Consider the following 18,058-nt stretch of genomic DNA (forward strand, 5'->3'; position numbering starts at 1 on the left):
GCCGTTTCTCCCGAACGGCATTCGCTCAAAGGCTTAGCATGGGTTTGCCGAGGCAATCACCCCGGTCGAAAGTCGGAGGCGGGTGGCGCGGCGCAAGCTCGCAGGCTACACATCAACTAGAGAATTTTCGCTTTTCCTTGAACCGCGAAAATTCTCTATCTCTTTGGTTTTTCGCAATTCCGGAGGCAAAACCGGTTCTCACTTCAGCTGGAATATTCTAACGTTTAGCCAAGGCCACCCGGCCGTTTTTCATCGTCTCATGAAGTTTGGCTTTGATCCGTTCGAAGAGCTCAGGCGGAACCATTCCATAATCATAACGGTTCGGATCAGACGGCAACGCCCTAAGATGGATACCGGGCCACTCGAATCTATTGACCTCGCTCACTCGAATCCAGTTGGCATTATCGTCCAAGCCGAGCTGATTACTCAGTTCTGCCGGAACCTCGATCGAGAGGTCTTCTTCGCCAAGTTCGGGCGGAGAGTGCGTGATCGGCACGACGATCGTATCGTTGGTGCGGGAATGGTATACGACAATAGCACAAGGCCTGTCCTTGCTTCCCAAGGAAAATCCTTCGCTTTTTTCCTTGTCCCATAAGTAGTTGTACCGAATGACGAGGCCTGGGACCGGAGTCGGGTAACTCACTCGGAGACTTTGCCGTATTCAGAGTTCACGATCAACGCCATGGTTTCGTCATCCATTTCGCTGACACGGATTACCTCGCGCTCACGCCTTTTCATGTCATGATAATGGCTGAGTTCGGCGGCAGACAGGAAACCTCCAATCGTGCGGTCATGAGCCGTAATCTCAATCACACCCGCCGACTGTACCCGTTCCCTGTATGTCGTGAATTTACGGGCGAACTCGGTCGCCGGCACTCTCAGAACCTGAGCCATGGCTGCCAATCTCCTTTTTGTGTAAAATGCGAGTTTTACACATTTTGTCAAGAGTTCGAGAAGTCAATGAAACCGGACGGCGCGGAAAGACGCCGGGCAGCTTCCCGACATCCTCAGATCACCGCGCAGACGGTTTTCGTCTCCAGATAGTTTTCGAGGCCGGGGGCGCCGTTTTCATAGCCCCAGCCGGATTGCTTGTGGCCGCCCTTCGGCAGTTCGGGGGAGAAATAGGAATGGCAGTTGATCCAGATGGTGCCGGCCTTCACCCGGGCGGCGAGCCGGTGGGCAGATGACAGGTCTTGTGTCCAAACGCTGCCGGCGAGGCCGTAGGGGCTGTCATTGGCATAGGCAATCGCCTCTTCCGGATCGTCGAAGGGGGTGACGGCGACGACGGGGCCGAAGATCTCTTCCCGCATCATGCGCATATCAGGGCGGACCGAGGTGACGACGGTCGGTTCGAAGAAGGTACCGAATTCGCCGGTCTGGTTGCCGCCGGAGGTAATCTCCGCGCCTTCCGACCGGCCTTCGGCGATGAAGCCCGCCACGCGGTCGGCCTGCTTGCGGTTGACCAGCGGGCCGAGATCGGTGCCGGCGTCGAGGCCGTGGCCAAGGGTGAGGGCTGCTGCTGCCTTCGACAGGCCTTCGACCACCTCGTCATAGACCGCATGGTGAGCATAGACGCGGGAGCCGGCGACGCAGACCTGTCCGGAATTGGAGAAGATGCCGCGGGCGATGCCGGGGATGGCGAGCGCCATGTCGGCATCCGGCATGACGATGGCGGGTGACTTGCCGCCGAGTTCGAGCGTCAGCTTCTTGAGGTTTCCCTCTGCGGCCGAAACGATCAGCTTGCCGACCTCGGTCGAGCCGGTAAAGGCGACCTTGTCGACATCGGGATGGGCGGTGAGGGCTGCGCCGACCACTTCGCCGAAACCGGTGACGAGGTTGACGACGCCCTTCGGAAGGCCTGCCTCCAGCATCAGTTCGACGAGGCGGATGGCGGTGAGCGAGGTTTCTTCGGCCGGTTTGAGGACCACGGTGCAGCCGGCGGCCAGCGCTGGCGCGAGCTTCATCGCCGCCATCAGCATGGGCGAATTCCACGGCGTGATTGCGGCGACGACGCCGACCGGTTCGCGCGTGGTGTAGGCGAAGATCTCTCTGCCTTCCGGCTGATAGGCGATCGATGTGGGAATGGTGGTGCCGAGGATCTTGGTGCAGAAGCCGGCGAAATAGCGGAACTGTTCGGCGGATGCCGGGATCTCCCCGAAGCGGCCGGTCCTGAAGCTCTTGCCCTGATCGAGCGTTTCCAGCTCGGCCAGTTCCTCGACATGAGCGTCGATCAGCTCGGCGATCTTCCACAGAAGCTTGCCGCGCGCCGAAGGCGTCATGCCCTTCCATTCCTTCGAGGTCAGCGCGGCGCGGGCGCTGGCGACGGCCTCATCGACATCCGATGCTGTGGCTTCGGCGAGTTCGGCGAGCAGCCTGCCGGATGCCGGGTCGAAGGTTTCGAAGCGCTTGCCGGAGCCGGCATCCCGCCAGACGCCGTCGATGAGGATCTGCTTTTGCCGGCGGGCGAGGAAGACCCTCGCGCCTTCGCTGCGGGGTTCGGGCGTCTTGATGGTGATGGTCATGTCAGTCTCCGATGGCGAGCGACTGCTCGCGGATGCGGCGGGCGGCATTGAGCGCGCCGCGAATGATCGAATGATAGCCGGTGCAACGACAGATATTGCCTTCCAGTCCGGCCCGGATTTCCTCTTCGCCTGCATCGGGATTTTCCGTGAGCAGGGCGGTCAGCGCAATGGAGAAGCCCGGCGCGCAATAGCCGCACTGGAAGGCGCTTTCCTCCTCCAGGCCGGCGCGGATGGCGGGGCCGAGCGGATGGGCGTCGAGGCCTTCGACGGTGACGATATCGGCGTTTTCGATCTGCCAGGCCATGATGAGGCAGCCGTTCACGGCCTTGCCGCCGACGAGCACGGTGCAGGCGCCGCAGCGGCCGACGGAACAGGCAATCTTGGTGCCGGTGAGTGCCTGCCGGTCGCGCAGGATATCGGCGAGGCGGGTGTCCGGCGGGCAGCCGACGGTGACCGGCTGGCCGTTGAGAGTGAAGGTGACGGTCATGGTCATGGTCATGCGGGCAACTCCATGACCTCGAGGATCGCGGCGGGCGGAACGGGGGTCGTGACCGGCCAGTGGCCGATGGCGGCGGCGACCGCATTGGCGATGGCCGGGGTGACCGCGCCGATGCCGAGTTCGCCCGAGCCGCGGGGGCCGAGATCGTCGCCGGGATCGAGGTCTTCCAGTGCGAAGGCCCGCATGGTCTTCGGCGCATCCTGTATGCCGGGCAGCATGTAGGTATCGAGATTGGCGGTGAGATAGGAACAGTCCCGCATCGGCGCATCCTCGGTGAGGGTGAAGCCGAGGCCCTGCACCGCGCCGCCTTCGAGCTGGCCGAGATAGGCGGCCAGGTCCATCACGGGACCCGCGGCGGAATGCTGGTGGAGGTCGAGCACGCGGATCTCGCCGGTGACGCGGCTCACCGCCACGCGGGCAAGCGCTGCGCCGAAGGCGAAGATGTAACGGGCATTGGCGGTGGGGTAATCGGTCTTCGGGAACTCGTAGGTAACGGTGACGCTCGGCAGGTCAGCTTCGGGAATGTTGTCCGCAAGGTCGCGATAGGAGATCAGGATTTCGCCGCTGTTCGAGCCGCGTTCGGCAAGGCCACCGGGGGCGAAGACGAGGGTTTCGGGATCGCGGCCCAAGATTTTACCGGCGGCGGCGCGGACCCTTGCAGAAAATTCGGGGGCGGCCTTCTTCGCCGAGGCCCAGACGACATAGGTGCCGCGCGAGGCCGTGGTCGAGCCGGATTCGGGCGCGAGCCTTGTGTCACCGATCAGCGGCTTCACATCCATGCGGGCGCAGCCGAGCTCGACCGAGACGGTGGCCTGAATGAGCGGAAGAAGCCCTTGTCCCATCTCGTCGAGACCGTAGGCGCCTTCGATGAAGCCGTCTTTCGTCAGCGCGAGGCGGCCGCCGGCCGGGTCGGGGACGACGGAGCCGAGACCGTTGCCCTGATAGTTCATCGCCATGCCGGTGCCGGTGATCCACTCGCCGTCATCGGAGATGCCCTGCGGTTTTTGCCAGATGTCGGAGGCGCGGGCGGCGGCGAGCATTTCGACGACGCGCTCGGATTTCGACACTTCCTGACCGAGATAGCCCGGGGTTCCGGGCACGCGAAGGTTACGGGCGCGGATCTCGAAAGGCGAGAGGCCGCAGAGCTTCGCCAGCCGATCCATCTGGCATTCCACGGCATAGGTCATCTGGTTGGCGCCGAAACCGCGGAAGGCGCCGCAGATGCCGTTATTGGTATAGACGAGGCGGCCATGGGTGGAAATATGCAGTGCTTCATAGGGGCCGGTCGCGTGTTCCAGCGCGGTTTCCAAGACGCCGGGGCCGAGCGAGGCATAGGCGCCTGCATCCGCCAGCACTTCGACTTCCTGCGCGAGCAGCATGCCCTCGGCGTCGCAGGCGGTCTTCATGCGGATCGTCATCGGATTGCGCTTCTGGCCGGCAAGAACGGACTCGGCGCGGGAAAGCTGCAGGCGGACGGGCTTTCCGGTCTTCAACGCAAGGAGCGCCAGCGCCGGCTGGACGGAAAGCTCGTCCTTGCCGCCGAAGGCGCCGCCGGTCGGAGAGGTGACGATGCGGATCTTCTCTTCGGGAAGATCGAGGATGCGGGAGAGTTGCAGCCGGTCGCGGCCGCCATGCTGGCCGCCGGCAAAGACGTTCAACGTGCCGTCGCCTTCCATGAAGGCATAGCCCCCTTCGGTTTCCATGAAGCCGTGCATCTGGCGCGGGGTGACGTAGGTGTCTTCGACGATGTGGGCGGCTTTGGCGAAGCCCTGTCCGATGTCGCCGCGATGGAAGAACAGCTCGCGCTGGAGATTGCCCTGTTCGTGAACCAGCGGCGTTTCGGCGGCGAGTGCCGTTTCCATGTCGTCGACCGGCGGCAGCGGTTCGTATTCGACGCGGATCAGGGCGAGCGCCTTTTCGGCGGTTTCGGCGTCGATTGCCGCGACGGCTGCGACCGTGTCGCCACGATGGCGCACCTTGTCGTGGCACATGGCGGGCTGGTCCTGCACGACGATGCCGAAGGCGTTGAGGCCCTTCACGTCCCGATGGGTAACGACGGCAGCGACACCGGGCAGGGCTTCCGCCGCGCTGGTGTCGATGGACAGGATCTTCGCATGGGGAATGCCGGCGCGAAGGATGCGGCCGACGAGCATGCCGTCTTGCCGCCGGTCTGTGAGATAGGCCATCTCGCCGCGGATCTTCGGCCGGGCATCCGGGCGGACATGCCAGCGGGACGGCACAAGACTGCGGGAGAGTTCCGTTTCGTCGGCAAGACCTTCAGCGGGTTCCGGGGGGCGGGCGGCGGGAAACAGACTGCGTCCGGGCAGTCGGCCGCCAAGGCCGTGAACGATGGCGTTGGCGGCGACGCGGCGGCGATAGGCGCCGCTGCGGAAGTCGTCATCGGGCGCGATGATCGTGTCGAGAAGGCAGGCGTGCAGGGCGGTCCAGTCGATATCGGCGAGCGGTTGACCGGTCAGGAGAGTCTCGGCGTTTTTCAGACGGGCTGGCGGAACGACACCGCCGCCGACTGCAAGGCGTGCCTGCGAGACAATGCCGTTTGCAACGGTCAGCCGGGCGGCGGCGTTGATGACGCTCGGCGTGAAAGCGGCGCGCAGCCCGGTCTTGCGGAAGACGCGGTGCTCGCCGGCATCCTGCGGGGCGATATACACGGCGGTGAGGAAGGCAAGCGGGTCGGCGGGGCGGGCCAGCCAGTCTTCAAGGGAGAGAATTGTCGGACCCGACGGTGTCGCGATTTCCAGTCCGGCATCGAGTGCGAGAAGGGCGGGCAGCAAGCATCCGGTGCGGCCGGCGATGTTGCCGCCGATGGTGGCGAGATTGCGCACCGAGGGGCCGGCGACGACCTTGAGGGCCGCATGCAGCAGGGGGAGGCCGGCTGCGATGGCGGGAACAGCGATCAGGCTGTTCAGGTTGGTTAGCGCGCCGATGCGGAGGCCTTGCGGGGTAGGCTCGATCCCGTTCATGCCGGGAAGGCGGGCGAGGTTTATCATCGCGTCCGGTTTCGGCAGGCCCTTGGCCCATTCGAGCTGGAGTGCCGTGCCGCCGGCGACGAAACGGAAGGCGCCAGGATGGGAGACGGCGAGGGCGAGGGCTTGTTCGAGGGTAGTAGGCGTCAGGATGCGCATGCTGAGCTCTCCTGATGGAGATTGTGGTTGGGTCTTTCCGCTCTGCCGACGTTCGTGGCTGTAATCGATTCACTGGATCGATTACTCCGCTGCGCGGATCGCCACTCACCCCCCTTGATGGCAGAGCTATCGCATAGAAAGCATGGGACGGCGCCGTGGAGCCCCTCCCCCTTGTGGGGAGGGGTTGGGGAGGGGGCTTGGCCACACATAAAAACCCCTTCCGCCTGCCGGCCACCCTCCCCACAAGGGGGAGGGTTAAGAATGCCGCAACGCCACACTTTCCATAGGATCTCTCCCTCCTTGAGGGGGGTGAGAGGCGGCATGCGCCATCCCAGCTCTGTGTCCATCACGCCGCTCCGGCGGTGGTGCCGAAGCGGACGCCCTTTTCCTTCAGCCAGCGGCGATAGGCGATGGAGGATGAATCGGCGCGGGTCGGGATTTCGGCGCGCGGTTCGAGCGGAAGCAGCAGGGGGCGCTGGTTTTCGACGATGATGCGGTCCTGCAGGAAAATGACCTGTTCGAAGTTCAGGAGCGCCTTGTGGGTGGAAATGCTGTCGACCAGATACATGACCGGCTGCGCCCGGCAGAGGCCTTCCTCCATGGGCTGGATGAAGAGGGCGATGGCGTCCAGCCGGTTCGGCGAGGTCGGGCAGACGCGGTAGAGCATGACGACGAAGGGGGAGGGCACCCGGTAGGTCAGATGCACGAAGTCGCCCTTGTCTTCTGTCGCGGCGATACGCGGCTGGAAGAAGGTGCAGTTGGTGGCCCAGACCTCGTCAACATCGCGGCGGATTTCGCTCTGGTAGGTCGGCACCTCGGTATGGGGTTCTGAACCGAGGATATCGGTATGAACGAAGGGAAAGTGCGCCATGTCGAGGAAATTTTCCACCACGCGCAGGCCGGACGCACGCATGGTGACCCAGCCGCAGGGGACGAAGCGACGGTCTTCCTCTTCCGCTTCCTCGATGTGGACGATGTCCTTCACCGGTGTGCCGAGCGAGGTGAAGAGACAGCCGTAGCGGACCTGCACGGGAAGGACCGGGCCGCGCGCGCCGTCATCGAGGATCTCGCGCACCAGCGGGGCGCCGCTTTCCGAGAGCCGGTATTCGATATCCTGGCCGAGCAGGCGCGTCGTGAGAGGTTGCGCCGTTACTTCGCTTGCGGTCGCAATGGCATACCAGTCGTTGAGCGCGACCCGATCGGTGGTCTTCATGCCGCTGTTTCCTCTTTCTTGGTCCATTGCATGGTGCCGCCCTGGTTTTCCGCAAGCCATTCGGCGCGGCGGGCAAAGTGCCCCGGCGCCATGCGGTGGATGTCGCGGATGATGGTGTGGATGTCGGCGGTTTCGAGTTCGCCGTCTTCCACGATGATCTCGCCATCGACCACGGTCATGGTGACATCGCCGCCGCGCACGGCATGGACGAGATTATGCTGCAGGTTGAAGTAGGGGCCTTCGCCGAAGAGCGGCGTCATGCGCGGCGTGTCGGTGCGGACGGCGATGATGTCGGCCCGCTTGCCTGCCTCCAGGGAGCCGATCTCGTGATCGAGGCCGATGGCCTTCGCGCCGAGGATGGTGGCCATGCGCAGGCACTGCCAGCTGTCCATGGCGGCCGCGTCGCGATGACGGAGCTTGCCGAGCAGCGAGGCGGTCTTCATTTCCTCGAACATGTCGAAATTGTTGTTTTCCTTCTCGCCATCGGTGCCGAGCCCGACAGGTACGCCAAGCGCCAGCATGTCGGCGATGGGCGCGATGCCCGAGGCGAGCTTCATGTTGGACACCGGATTGTGGGCGATGGACACGCGATGTTGCGCGATCAGTTCGACCTCGGACGGATCGAGCCAGACGGCATGGGCGAGCATGGTGCGCGGTGTCTCGAAGAAGCCGAGATCCTTCAGGGCGAACATCGGGCGTTTGCCATATCGCTCGATGAATTCCGCGACCTCGATTTCCGCTTCCGAGCAATGGGTGTGGAAACCCGTGTTGTGGCGGTTCGCCATTTCGATGGCCCGTTCCTGGCCGTCCTCGTCGGCGTAGAAGAGATGCTCCAGACCGACCCAGACATTGATGCGGCCATTGGCCTTGCGATGCCACTTCTCGATCATGGCCTCGTTCATGTCGAGCGTGTCGAAATAGTCATAGTCGAGATGTTCGCCGACATAGGGGACAGCGACGAGGCGCGTGCCGATGGCTTCGGCGGCGTGGGCGCTGCCATCCATGTAGCGCCACATGTCGACGACCGTCGTGGTGCCGGCCAATGCGGATTCGGCGTAGCAGAGGAAGGAGGCCGCCTCCGCCTCATGCGGTTCCAGAACCCGGTGCATCGGATTGATGTGCATGGTCAGCCAGTCCCAGACCGGCAGATGCTCGGCGGTGCCCCGGAGGAAGCCGGAATGGGCATGGGCGTTGACGAGGCCGGGCATCAGGACGGCGTTGTCCAGCCGCTTCAGCGCATAGGCGGGATAGGCGGCGCAGATCTCGTCCAGCCGGCCGACGGCGAGGATGCGGCCATCCTCGATCGCTACCGCCCCCTTGGGTATGACGCTGTTCTTGTCATCCATGGTCAGAAGATAGTCACCTGCCAGGATCATTCCGCTCGAAGTCATGTCATCTCCGTTTCTTCCGCACCATCGCGGAATGAAAGCAAGTTTCAGGCCGCTTCCATGAGGAAGGCGGCGGCTCTTTCACCGATCATGGTGACGGGGGCATGGGTGTTGCAGGTCGGGATCACCGGGATCACCGAGGCATCCGAGAGCGTCAGGCCTTCCAGTCCGTGGACCTTCAGGCGGGCATCGACGACGGCCATGTCGTCCTTGCCCATCTTCGCCGTTCCCGATGTGTGAAAGAAGGTTGAGCAGCCATTGCGGACGAACTCGACGGCTTCTTTGCGGGAAAGCTTGCGGTCCGGGGCGGCAAAGCCGGCGAAGAGATCGGCAAAGGCCGAGGTCTGGGCGAGGTCCATGATGGTGTAGACCGCCGAGACGAGCGCTTCGAGGTCTGAAGCCTCGGCGAGATAATTGGGCTGGATGTCCAGCGGGCCGAAGGGATCGGCGGAGAGCATCTTCAGGTAGCCGACGCTTTTCGAATGCATCAGGCCGGCACCGAGCGAGAAGACGTCTCCCGACATGTCGTAGAGTTCGCGCAGGCGCGGCTCGGCGCTGTTGCCCTGGACGGGAAAGGAATGGACGTCGGGCTGGACGAGATCTGGCCGCGATTTCCAGTTCAGCATGGTGCCGCCGCCATTGTCGAGCTTTTCGCCCATGGGCACCTTGGAGCGGAAGACGCAGGCCTGTACCAGCGGGTGATCCTGCAGGTTTCGGCCGACGCCGGGCAGGGCATGGACGAGCGGGATGCCGAGGCGTTTCAGCTCGGCGGGATCGCCGATGCCGGAGAGCATCAGCAGGCGCGGCGTGCCGATCGCGCCTGCTGCCAGCACGACCTGCGTCGTGGCGCGGGTTTCGACGGGCTTGCCGTCGATGAGATGGCGCACGCCGGTGCAGCGACCGGCTTCGACGATGAGGCCGATGGCGTGGGAGCCGGTGAGTACTGTCAGCCGCTCGTTGTCCAGAACGGGCAGGAGATAGCCGTTCGCCGAACTCCAGCGCCTGCCGTCAAAAATGTTGAAGTTGGAGGGGCAGGCGCCCTCGTTGGTCTCGCCATTCGGATCGGCGATCACGGGAATGCCGATTTCGCTCGAGCCGTCGAGCATGGCCCGGGCGACGGGATGCAGTTTCCGGCTGGTGGTGATCCTGAGCGGACCGCCGGCGCCGCGAAGGGCGGTCTCGCCGCCTTCCCAGTCCTCGGCCTTCCGGAAGAAGGGCAGGCAGTCGGCGAAGGACCAGCCGTCGCAGCCGGCCTGTTGCCAGGCGTCGTAATCGAGCGGATTGCCGCGATACCACATCAGCGCATTGATGGCGGAGGAGCCGCCGAGCGCCTTGCCGCGCGGGATGCCGATGGTCCGGCCGTTGACGCGCGGCGTCGGAGAGTAGCTGTAGCCCCAGTCCCAGCGGCTCCGGCCGAGCGGCACCCATTCGCGCGGATCGTCGATCTCTGCAACACCGATGCCGGGTTCGCCGGCTTCGATCAGAAGCACGGTGGCGTCCGTGCCGTCGATCAGGCGCCGCACCACCGGCGAACCGCCCGAACCGGAACCTATGACGACGTAGTCATAGGATCTAGCGAGGGGGCGGGTGGGGATGATGGGTGGCCTCATGGGACCGACCGGAAGATGCGTTTGTGAAAACCCCCTCTGGCCTGCCGGCCATCTCCCCCACAAGGGGGGAGAAGACTCGTGGCAACGTTCCTGTCGATCCCGCCTGTCGTGCCACGAATTAAGCCCCTCCCCCTTGTGGGGAGGGGTTGGGGAGGGGTTTTCGCCTGCTCGAACATGCGATGTCCTTTAGTTGTGCTCGCTCGGTCCCATGATGACGATGCCTTCGGTGGCTTCGACATGGCGGACGAAGATGTACTTGTCCTCGCGTCCGTCCGAATGCTTGCGCTTGATATCGGGCTGGACGGTGCCGGCGACCTTGGCGACGACGATGTAGGGAACGTCGGCTTTCAGGCCGGCCTCGCAATGGGCCTCGAATTCCTCGAGCGTGCGGGCGGTATAGGCATTGTCGACGCCGGCGCCGCGGGCGATCGCGGCGATATCGACGCGGCCTGACGCGGTGTGGGTCGGCGGGCCGCCGATCGACTGGTAGCACTCGTTGTCCCAGACGACGACGAAGAGGTTCTTCGGCTGCTCGTTGCCGAGGGTGGCGAGGATGCCGAGATTGAACATCATGCCGCCATCCGTATCGAGCGAGACGATGCGGCGATGGGGAAGGCCGGCTGCAAGGCCAAAGGCCTGCGGCGTGACGCAGCCGAGCTGCTGCTGGAACAGGCTCGCCTCGCGCATGTGGGGTGCCGCATTATACCATTCATCGACGGAGGCGCCGAGCGAGAGGATGACCAGTTCGTCCTTCAGGCGTTCAGCGAGACGCTGCATGCAGTCGAAACGTTTCATCGGACGATGCTCCCCCCGAGCGCGATGGCCGAGTGGTAATAGGCGTTGTAGGACCAGTTGTAGGCGTCGGCGATCGACTGCTCGATCTGATCCTCCTCGCGTACGATCCGGTAGGGGATGCGCAGCGCGTTCAGCACCGGCTCCATGGTGATGCCGTGAGGAATGGCCCACCAGTTGTTCTCGCCGAGTTCGCCGCGATAGCTCATCAGCATGACGACCGGAATGCCGGCACCGAGGCCCATGCGGGCGAGCGGTTCCACGGAGGCCCTGAGGCCGGAATTTTCCATGATGAGCGCCGCGCGCTTGCCGGACAGGAAGACGCCGCCGCAGATCGCGGCTCCCTCGCCTTCGTTGGTCACGCGGATGGTGCGGATATCGGGATCGGCGTCGAGCGCCGGATAGAGTTCCTTGAACAGGGAATCGGGGAGATAGCAGACGATGCTGACGCCTGCTTTCTTGAGGCCGCGGATCACGGCGTCAACGGATGATTGTTTCATGGCTTGCCCTCATTGTGCGGCGAGGTTCGCAAAACCGAGATGTTCCGAATAGACGACAATTTTTGACGATCTCGTTGCGTCATATGCAACATCTACGGTGTGGGGGCCGGGGCCAGAGAATGGGTCATGCGGTCGATTGCCTGTTCCAGGAGCTTGCCAAGCGCGGATGCCGCATCCGACATTTCCTTTTCCGAGCGGGAGAGCAGCATCAGCTTGCGCGGCGGCAGGCGGCTATCGACCAGCGGCACGAATTTCAGGGTTCCCTCTGCGAGTTCCTGCTCGACGCCGACGCGGGTCTGCAGCACCGTTCCGAGATTGCGCTTGGCGAGGTCGACCATCAGGCCGATGGAATTGGTGCGCGAGCGGCGGGAAAGATCGACCAGCGAGCGGTTGAAGGCCTCTTCCACGGAGGAGCCCAGTGTCAGGCTGGAGTCCGACAGGATGACGCGTTCGTTGGCGAGGTCGAACAGTTTGAGTTCGTTGCGCTTCGCCATCGCGCCGCCGGGGAGTGCGAGGACGCCGAGAGGAAGCGATGCCGTTGCAATGCGGCGCACGGTGCGGGGCACGCGGATGTCGAAGACGACGGCGAGGTCGCACTCGCCATCGGATACGGCATTGGCGGCCTGCTGCGATCCCATGACCTTGATGTCGACGGTGATCGCCGGATGGCGGTTCCAGAAGGCTTCGAGCGCCGCCGGCATCAGGCCGCGGGCCACGCTTTCGACGATGGCGACGGACACCGTGCCGCGATGCAGGCCGTGGAGATCGTTGATTTCGTTGCAGGCGCGGTTGAGTTCGGAGAGCGAGATGCGGGCGTGGTAGAGAAGAAGTTCGCCCGCGCTCGTCAGCTTGAGGCGCTGGCGAACGCGCTCGAAGAGCGGCGTTCCCAACTCATCCTCCAGCTGCCGGAGAATGCGGCTGACGGAGGAGGGGGCGACATTCAGCGCCAAGGCCGCCTGGCGGATCGATCCAAGCCGCGCCACGAGTTGGAAATAGTGGATGCGGGTGGCGACCAGCCCGAGGCGGTAGGGGTCCATGGTCCTCAGGCCTCCGGGCTCTCGAAGAGCGGCACGATTTCCATCTGCGGCACGGTGACGAGGCCCATGTCGGTGATGCGGATTTCCGGGATGACCGAGAGCGGGATCAGGTTGAAGCCCATATAGGGGATGGTGCAGCCGGCCTTTTCCCATTCGACCTTGAGCGCCTGCACTTCCTTCGCCACCTCATGCACGCGCTTGTCGGAGAGGAGGCCGGCGATCGGCAGCGGCACGATGGCCGTGACCTTGCCGTCCTGCACGACGCAGGCGCCGCCCTGATGGTCCTCGATGGCGCGCAGCGCCACCTGCATGTCCGCTTCGTTGGTGCCGGCGATGATGATGTTGTGGCTGTCATGACCGACGGAAGAGGCAACCGCGCCGCTCTTCAAGGCGAAGTTGGAGAGCAGGCCGTAGGCGACGTTTCCGGCCGACTTGCCGTGACGCTCGATGACGGTGACGAAGCAGAGGCCATGGCGTTCGAAATGGGTCTGCCAGTCGTTGGCCGGTTCCAGCGCGACCTTCACATGGCCGAGAATGATGCCCGGCAGTTCGGTCCTGATCGTGTTGGCGACGACCTTTTCGGTCGGCAGTTCCGGCGTCAGCTTCAGCGCCTTCGGCAGCTTGACCGTGTGGTAGGCCGCGTCCGGATAGCGCCATGGCTTCGACAGCGTCTCGTCGAGCAGCGGCGTGATCTTTTTCTGGTCGACGACGAGTTCGCCGCCATACCAGGTGCTGACAGGCTTCAGGTCGTCGTCGAGCATGACGAGGTCGGCGCGGCGGCTGCCGCCCATGCCGCCGATCTCGCCTTCCATGCCGAAGCGGGTGGCGCCATGCAGCGAACCCATGGCCCAGGCCTGTTCCGGCGTCATGCCGGCGCGGCGGGCTTCGCGCACCACCCAGTCGAGGCCGAAGTTCAGGAGGTCGTCGGCGTCGCGGTCGTCGGTGCAGACAGCGATCCGCTTGTGAGAAGCGCCGAGTTCGGTCACCGTCTTGATAGCCTCCGGCAGCGAATGCCAGGGCGTGGTCGGCGGGCCGCCGCGCAGGAAGAGCCAGATGCCCGCTTCCAGCATGTCGTCGGCGATGTCGCGGTCAATGGCCTCATGGGTATCGGTCACGCCCGATGCGGCATAGGCGGAGACGAATTCGCGTCCGTAGACATGGCCGGAGACGGGCCGTCCGCGCGAAAGGGCGGCCGCCAGAATGGCGTGGGAGCGCTCGTCGCCCATGGTGACCGGCACGAAGTCCATCTTCTCGCCAAGCGCCACGGCTTCCGGCCACTTGTCGAAGAGGGCCGCGATCTTCTCCGGCGTCAGGTCGCCGCCGGCGGTTTCGAGGTCCGGGGAGGTGGCCGGAACGGTCGAGGGCACCGTGAGGAAGATGGAAAGCGGCGCGTGGCGGGCGTCTTCCAGCATGGCCTCGACGCCGGCGACATCCATGACGTTGCCGATTTCGTGGCTGTCGCAGAAGATGGTGGTGGTGCCGTTCAGGAGTGCCGCTTCCGCATAGGCGCAGGCTGTCACCATGCTCGATTCGATATGGATATGCGGGTCGGCGAGGCCGGGAGCGACGATGCCGCCCCTGGCGTCATAGAGTTTCGCGGAGCCGTTGCGGTAAGTGCCGGCCGGCTTGACGGCGGCGATGCGGCCGCCGGAAATCCAGACCTCGCGGTCGGGCAGGATGCGCTCGGAATAGGTGGAGAGCACCCGGGCGCCGGTGATGACGAGATCGGGCGAAACGCGGCCTGAGGCGACGTCGGCAAGCTTGCGGGTCATCGTCGCAAGCGGGGCGACGGAAAAGCGGGTGATGGGCGGCATACGTGTCTCCTCGCGGCGGTTTCTTGTCGATAGCGTTTTTCGGCCTGAATTCATCAGGTTGGGGCTCTAAATCCTTCCTTTTGAAGCATAATCTTGCCGATCCTCGCTTCACTCCGGTCGGATTATGCTCTGGCGCCTATTGCGGGCGCTTGTCATGCGGGAGCACCCCTCCCTCTGCCCTGCCGGGCATCTCCCCTCAATGATAATCCGGAATGCCCGGCATGGTCTTGAAGCCGGGCAGGGTGCGGAAGCGGCGGACCCAGCGGCGAAGTGCGGGAAATTCGTCGTGATCGATGCCGAAGTCGCGGGAAAGCGCGAAGATCGGGAAGAGCGTCAGGTCGGCGAGCGTCGGCGTGCTGCCGGCGAACCACTCGATGCCATCGAAGTGACGGAGCGTCATGTGGTCGTCCATGATGCGGAAGGCGCGGCGGGCGGCGGCTTTCAGGGCTTCGAAATCGCCCGGTAGACCGAACAGCGCGACCTTGCGGGCGGCGATCGCATCCGGCAAGACCGAGGCCGAGAAAATCAGCCATTGCATGGTGGCGGCAAAGGCTGCGGTATCCGCCGGGAGCCAGGCTCCCGTCGTGTCATAGGCCCTGGCGAGATGGGCAAGGATTGCCTCCGTGCCGTAAAGCGTGAGATCGCCGTCCGTCAGGATCGGCAGGGACCCAAGCGGATTGAGCGCCAACATGGCCGGGCTCTTTTCCTCATGGCCGGGAACCATGTCGACGGCATAGGTCGTATAGTCCTTGCCGAGCATGGAAAGCAGCAGGCGAACGCGGTAGCAGCTGTCATCGAGTTCGTAATTGTAGAGCGTGATGGCGGACATCAGGCGACCTCCGCCATGAGGGCGCCGGGAGCCGATGCCTCCAGCGTGCCGCGCAGGGCTTCGGCCCAGCGGGCGACGGGTGCGCGAAGTGCCGCAGCCTTGCCGCCGGTGTCGTCGATCAGGATGTGAAGCGCCGTCTTCGCCGCGCCGACGGTCTGTGCGGCGACGAGAAGCCGGGTAGTTCCGGCGGTCAGCGCCCAGCAATTGGCAGTGAGCTTTTCAAGCGAAGCCGGGGCGGGGGCGGACCCGGCTTCGGGGAGCTCGGCCTTCCCCAGAACCGCGAGAGCGTGTTCGAGGGAGCAGTCGGTATAGAGGCTGCGGACCGGCACGACGGCACCGAGATCCGGAACGCCGGCGACATCGGTATCGTCGGCTAGCGCCGTCCAGATGAGGCCGCTTCGTTCCTCCACGGCATAGGTCGGGATCTTGATGGTCTTCGGCACTTCGAGATCGGGATGGGCAGGGATGTACTGGCACTGGCCGGCGGTGTCATAGGCCCAGCCGTGATAGAGACAGGCGATGTGATCGCCGCGCACGAAGCCGAAGCTCATGCGCATGCCGCGATGGGGACAGCGGTCTTCCCAGACATGGGCGGCGCCCTTGCTGTCGCGCCATACGACGATTTCCGCGCCGTTTATCACCGCGCCGGCGGAGGTGCCCGGCTCGATCGATGCGGAGAGCGCCACCGGCATCCATACCGGCTCCTTGGCTGTTTCCCCGGCCGTTTCCTTGCTCATCTTCAAATCCCCTTCAAAAATCAGTCCTGTCGAGCCGATGCCAACCTGCTTTCGGAGCGGCTGACATCCAGCACGATGCAATCGTAAGGCCCGAGGCTGCAGGCCATCTCGAACATGTCGACCAGCGCCTCCTGTCCGGCGACATGGACCGAGACGGCGCTTTCGCTGCAATTATCCACGCGCATGTCGAGATCGAGTCGGCCGGCGCGATGGCGCGCGAAGCCGATGAAGCTGTCGCAGTCGAGCCTGCCCCTGAACACGAAATCCACGGCGCAAGTCATGCCCTTCTCCTGACCGCACTCAGCATCGTGGGACATGCCGCCGTGCCGGCGTCGGTTTGGTGTCTGTTGCGCAAGCTGCCCTGTCCTCTGGTTATCTTTTGCGCTTATGCACAAAATATGTGCATGCCTTGTATTTCATCAATCTAGCCTTGGGCGCGATCAGGTTTCAAGCGGTTTTTTCGCCGCAGATGTTGCCTTTGACGCATCACGGCCTCCCCGTTTTTACGACTATTCGGAACATCGGCAATTTGGAAAGGTCGGGAGCAGAAGGCGGTTTCTTCGCTCGGGCAGAAGGTTTTCCGGGCTTTTCCCGGGAGTTGGCCGATGTCTGCTCCGGAGTTGGCGCGGCGGTTCCGGTTGACGATCGTCAAGGTGTCCGAGGGTGGGCTTTTTCCGGCATTGCGCATTGCAGGCCGTTTGGCGAATGCGGGTTCAGACTGGCACGGTTGTTGCGTTTCTGAACGGATGGCGTCCCGGTGAGCGAATGGAAACCCGCTTTTCGTCATAGGCGCGTTATAACCAGAACTAAGGGGTTCACATGATCGACTTGCGTAATCTTTCCCGTCGCGGCTTTCTCAATATGGCCGCCGCCGGCAGTGCCTCGCTGATGCTTCCCGCCGGCCTCGTGCGCCCGGCCATGGCTGCCGCTCCGCTGGCGGCCGTCAAGGAGGAAGACGCCGTCATCGGCTTCGGCCATGTCGGCCCGATCACGGATGAAGGCTGGACCTGGAGCCACCACCAGGGTCTGCTTGCGGTGAAGGAGAAATTCCCGAAGCTGAAGAAGATCCTCGAGGTCGAGAACATTCCCTATTCCGCCGATGCGACCCGCACCTACCGCCAGTTCGTGGCGGAAGGCGCCAACATGATCTTCGACACCTCGTCGAACGGCGACTTCCTGCATGAAGTCGTGCGCCGTGCGCCGGACGTCGCCTTCATGGAGTGCAACGGCCATGTGACCATGGACAATCTCGGCTGGTACTATCTGGCGCACTGGTATCCGACCTATGTGCTCGGCGTTGCTGCCGGCCACCTGTCGAAGACCGGCAAGCTCGGCTATGTCGCCTCCTTCCCGGTCGCCTCGGTCTACGCCTCGACCAACGCCTTCCTGATGGGTGCGCGCACCGTCAATCCGAACGCCACGCTGCAGACCATCGTCATCAATTCCTGGTTCGACCCGCAGGCCGCCACCCAGGCCGGCACGGCGCTGATCGACAATGGCTGTGACTTCCTGTTCGGCATCATGGACGAGGCCGGCTATCTGCAGGTCGCCGAGAAGCGCGGCGTCTGGGCCGCCATGTGGAACACCGACATCCGTCGCTACGGCCCGAATTCCTACGTCTCGTCGATCATCATCGACTTCAAGGATTTCTATGTCGAGCAGGTGCGCAAGCGTCTGGCCGGCGAATGGGCGCCGTCGGAAAACCTGTTCGAAATGGGCAAGGGCGTCGACCGCGACGTCTGGGGCGAAAAGGTCCCGGCCGAGGTCGGCAAGGCCGCCGACGAGGTTCGCGCCAAGATCATGGGCGGATGGTCGCCGTTCGAGGGCGAGCTCAAGGATGCCAAGGGCAATGTCAAGGTCGCCAAGGGCCAGCGCATGACCGAACTCGAGCTCTACAACTGGGACTGGTCCGTCGAGGGCGTCACCGGGCTCTGATCGGGAAGTATTCCTTTCAAAACGGACCGGGCGCTCGTC

The 18,058-nt window shown here is 63.9% G+C and carries 17 protein-coding genes; 2 read left to right on the forward strand and 15 right to left on the reverse strand.

Annotated features, from left to right (window positions below):
• Positions 1-217: 217 nt before the first annotated feature.
• The 15 genes from J5N58_RS04145 to J5N58_RS04215 all read right to left on the reverse strand — a co-directional run bounded on the left by J5N58_RS04145 (position 218) and on the right by J5N58_RS04215 (position 16,365).
• The gene (locus tag J5N58_RS04145; protein WP_244709800.1) at positions 218-562 is read right to left on the reverse strand and encodes a type II toxin-antitoxin system PemK/MazF family toxin; all 345 of its coding nucleotides are present in this window, start codon (positions 560-562) and stop codon (positions 218-220) included.
• A 77-nt stretch (positions 563-639) separates the two neighbouring features.
• On the reverse strand, positions 640-894 hold the full coding sequence (locus J5N58_RS04150; RefSeq protein WP_113340863.1) for a hypothetical protein: 255 nt from the start codon (positions 892-894) through the stop codon (positions 640-642).
• A 113-nt stretch (positions 895-1,007) separates the two neighbouring features.
• Positions 1,008-2,522, reverse strand: a complete 1,515-nt coding sequence (locus J5N58_RS04155; protein ID WP_244709802.1) for an aldehyde dehydrogenase family protein — start codon at positions 2,520-2,522, stop codon at positions 1,008-1,010.
• A gap of 1 nt (position 2,523) precedes the next feature.
• Positions 2,524-3,021, reverse strand: a complete 498-nt coding sequence (locus J5N58_RS04160) for a (2Fe-2S)-binding protein (protein ID WP_244709804.1) — start codon at positions 3,019-3,021, stop codon at positions 2,524-2,526.
• A complete protein-coding gene (locus J5N58_RS04165) occupies positions 3,018-6,164 on the reverse strand; it encodes a molybdopterin cofactor-binding domain-containing protein (RefSeq protein WP_244709806.1) in 3,147 nt (1,048 codons plus the stop codon). Before J5N58_RS04165 ends, J5N58_RS04160 begins: the two co-directional genes overlap by 4 nt.
• 346 nt (positions 6,165-6,510) lie before the next feature.
• Positions 6,511-7,377 carry an aromatic ring-hydroxylating oxygenase subunit alpha gene (locus J5N58_RS04170; RefSeq protein ID WP_113424383.1) on the reverse strand — a complete coding sequence of 289 codons (867 nt, stop codon included), beginning with the start codon at positions 7,375-7,377 and terminating at the stop codon, positions 6,511-6,513.
• The gene (locus tag J5N58_RS04175) at positions 7,374-8,768 is read right to left on the reverse strand and encodes an amidohydrolase family protein (protein WP_244709808.1); all 1,395 of its coding nucleotides are present in this window, start codon (positions 8,766-8,768) and stop codon (positions 7,374-7,376) included. Before J5N58_RS04175 ends, J5N58_RS04170 begins: the two co-directional genes overlap by 4 nt.
• Before the next feature lie 44 nt (positions 8,769-8,812).
• On the reverse strand, positions 8,813-10,375 hold the full coding sequence (locus J5N58_RS04180) for a GMC family oxidoreductase (protein ID WP_244709810.1): 1,563 nt from the start codon (positions 10,373-10,375) through the stop codon (positions 8,813-8,815).
• Positions 10,376-10,561: 186 nt separating this feature from the next.
• Positions 10,562-11,170 (reverse strand): thiamine pyrophosphate-dependent enzyme, encoded by a 609-nt coding sequence (locus tag J5N58_RS04185; protein ID WP_113424385.1) that lies wholly within the window; start codon positions 11,168-11,170, stop codon positions 10,562-10,564.
• Positions 11,167-11,667 carry a thiamine pyrophosphate-binding protein gene (locus tag J5N58_RS04190; protein WP_112829254.1) on the reverse strand — a complete coding sequence of 167 codons (501 nt, stop codon included), beginning with the start codon at positions 11,665-11,667 and terminating at the stop codon, positions 11,167-11,169. The genes J5N58_RS04185 and J5N58_RS04190 overlap by 4 nt, the downstream gene beginning before the upstream one ends.
• A gap of 92 nt (positions 11,668-11,759) precedes the next feature.
• Positions 11,760-12,704, reverse strand: a complete 945-nt coding sequence (locus tag J5N58_RS04195) for a LysR family transcriptional regulator (protein WP_112829255.1) — start codon at positions 12,702-12,704, stop codon at positions 11,760-11,762.
• Between the two features lie 5 nt (positions 12,705-12,709).
• The gene (locus J5N58_RS04200) at positions 12,710-14,518 is read right to left on the reverse strand and encodes an adenine deaminase (RefSeq protein ID WP_244709812.1); all 1,809 of its coding nucleotides are present in this window, start codon (positions 14,516-14,518) and stop codon (positions 12,710-12,712) included.
• A 196-nt stretch (positions 14,519-14,714) separates the two neighbouring features.
• Complete coding sequence (locus tag J5N58_RS04205; RefSeq protein WP_244709814.1) at positions 14,715-15,347, reverse strand: glutathione S-transferase family protein; 633 nt, start codon at positions 15,345-15,347, stop codon at positions 14,715-14,717.
• Entirely contained in the window at positions 15,347-16,084 is a 738-nt protein-coding gene (locus J5N58_RS04210; protein WP_244709816.1) for a Rieske (2Fe-2S) protein, read from the reverse strand. Before J5N58_RS04210 ends, J5N58_RS04205 begins: the two co-directional genes overlap by 1 nt.
• Positions 16,085-16,104: 20 nt before the next feature.
• Entirely contained in the window at positions 16,105-16,365 is a 261-nt protein-coding gene (locus J5N58_RS04215) for a hypothetical protein (RefSeq protein ID WP_113447748.1), read from the reverse strand.
• A 59-nt stretch (positions 16,366-16,424) separates the two neighbouring features.
• On the opposite strand from J5N58_RS04215, the gene J5N58_RS04220 reads away from it, so the two are divergent.
• Positions 16,425-16,826, forward strand: a complete 402-nt coding sequence (locus J5N58_RS04220; RefSeq protein ID WP_244709818.1) for a hypothetical protein — start codon at positions 16,425-16,427, stop codon at positions 16,824-16,826.
• Between the two features lie 77 nt (positions 16,827-16,903).
• Positions 16,904-18,019 (forward strand): BMP family ABC transporter substrate-binding protein, encoded by a 1,116-nt coding sequence (locus J5N58_RS04225; protein ID WP_112829260.1) that lies wholly within the window; start codon positions 16,904-16,906, stop codon positions 18,017-18,019.
• Positions 18,020-18,058: the final 39 nt, after the last annotated feature.

Source organism: Paenirhizobium cremeum (genome assembly GCF_022884085.1).
GTDB classification, from domain to species: domain Bacteria; phylum Pseudomonadota; class Alphaproteobacteria; order Rhizobiales; family Rhizobiaceae; genus Allorhizobium; species Allorhizobium cremeum.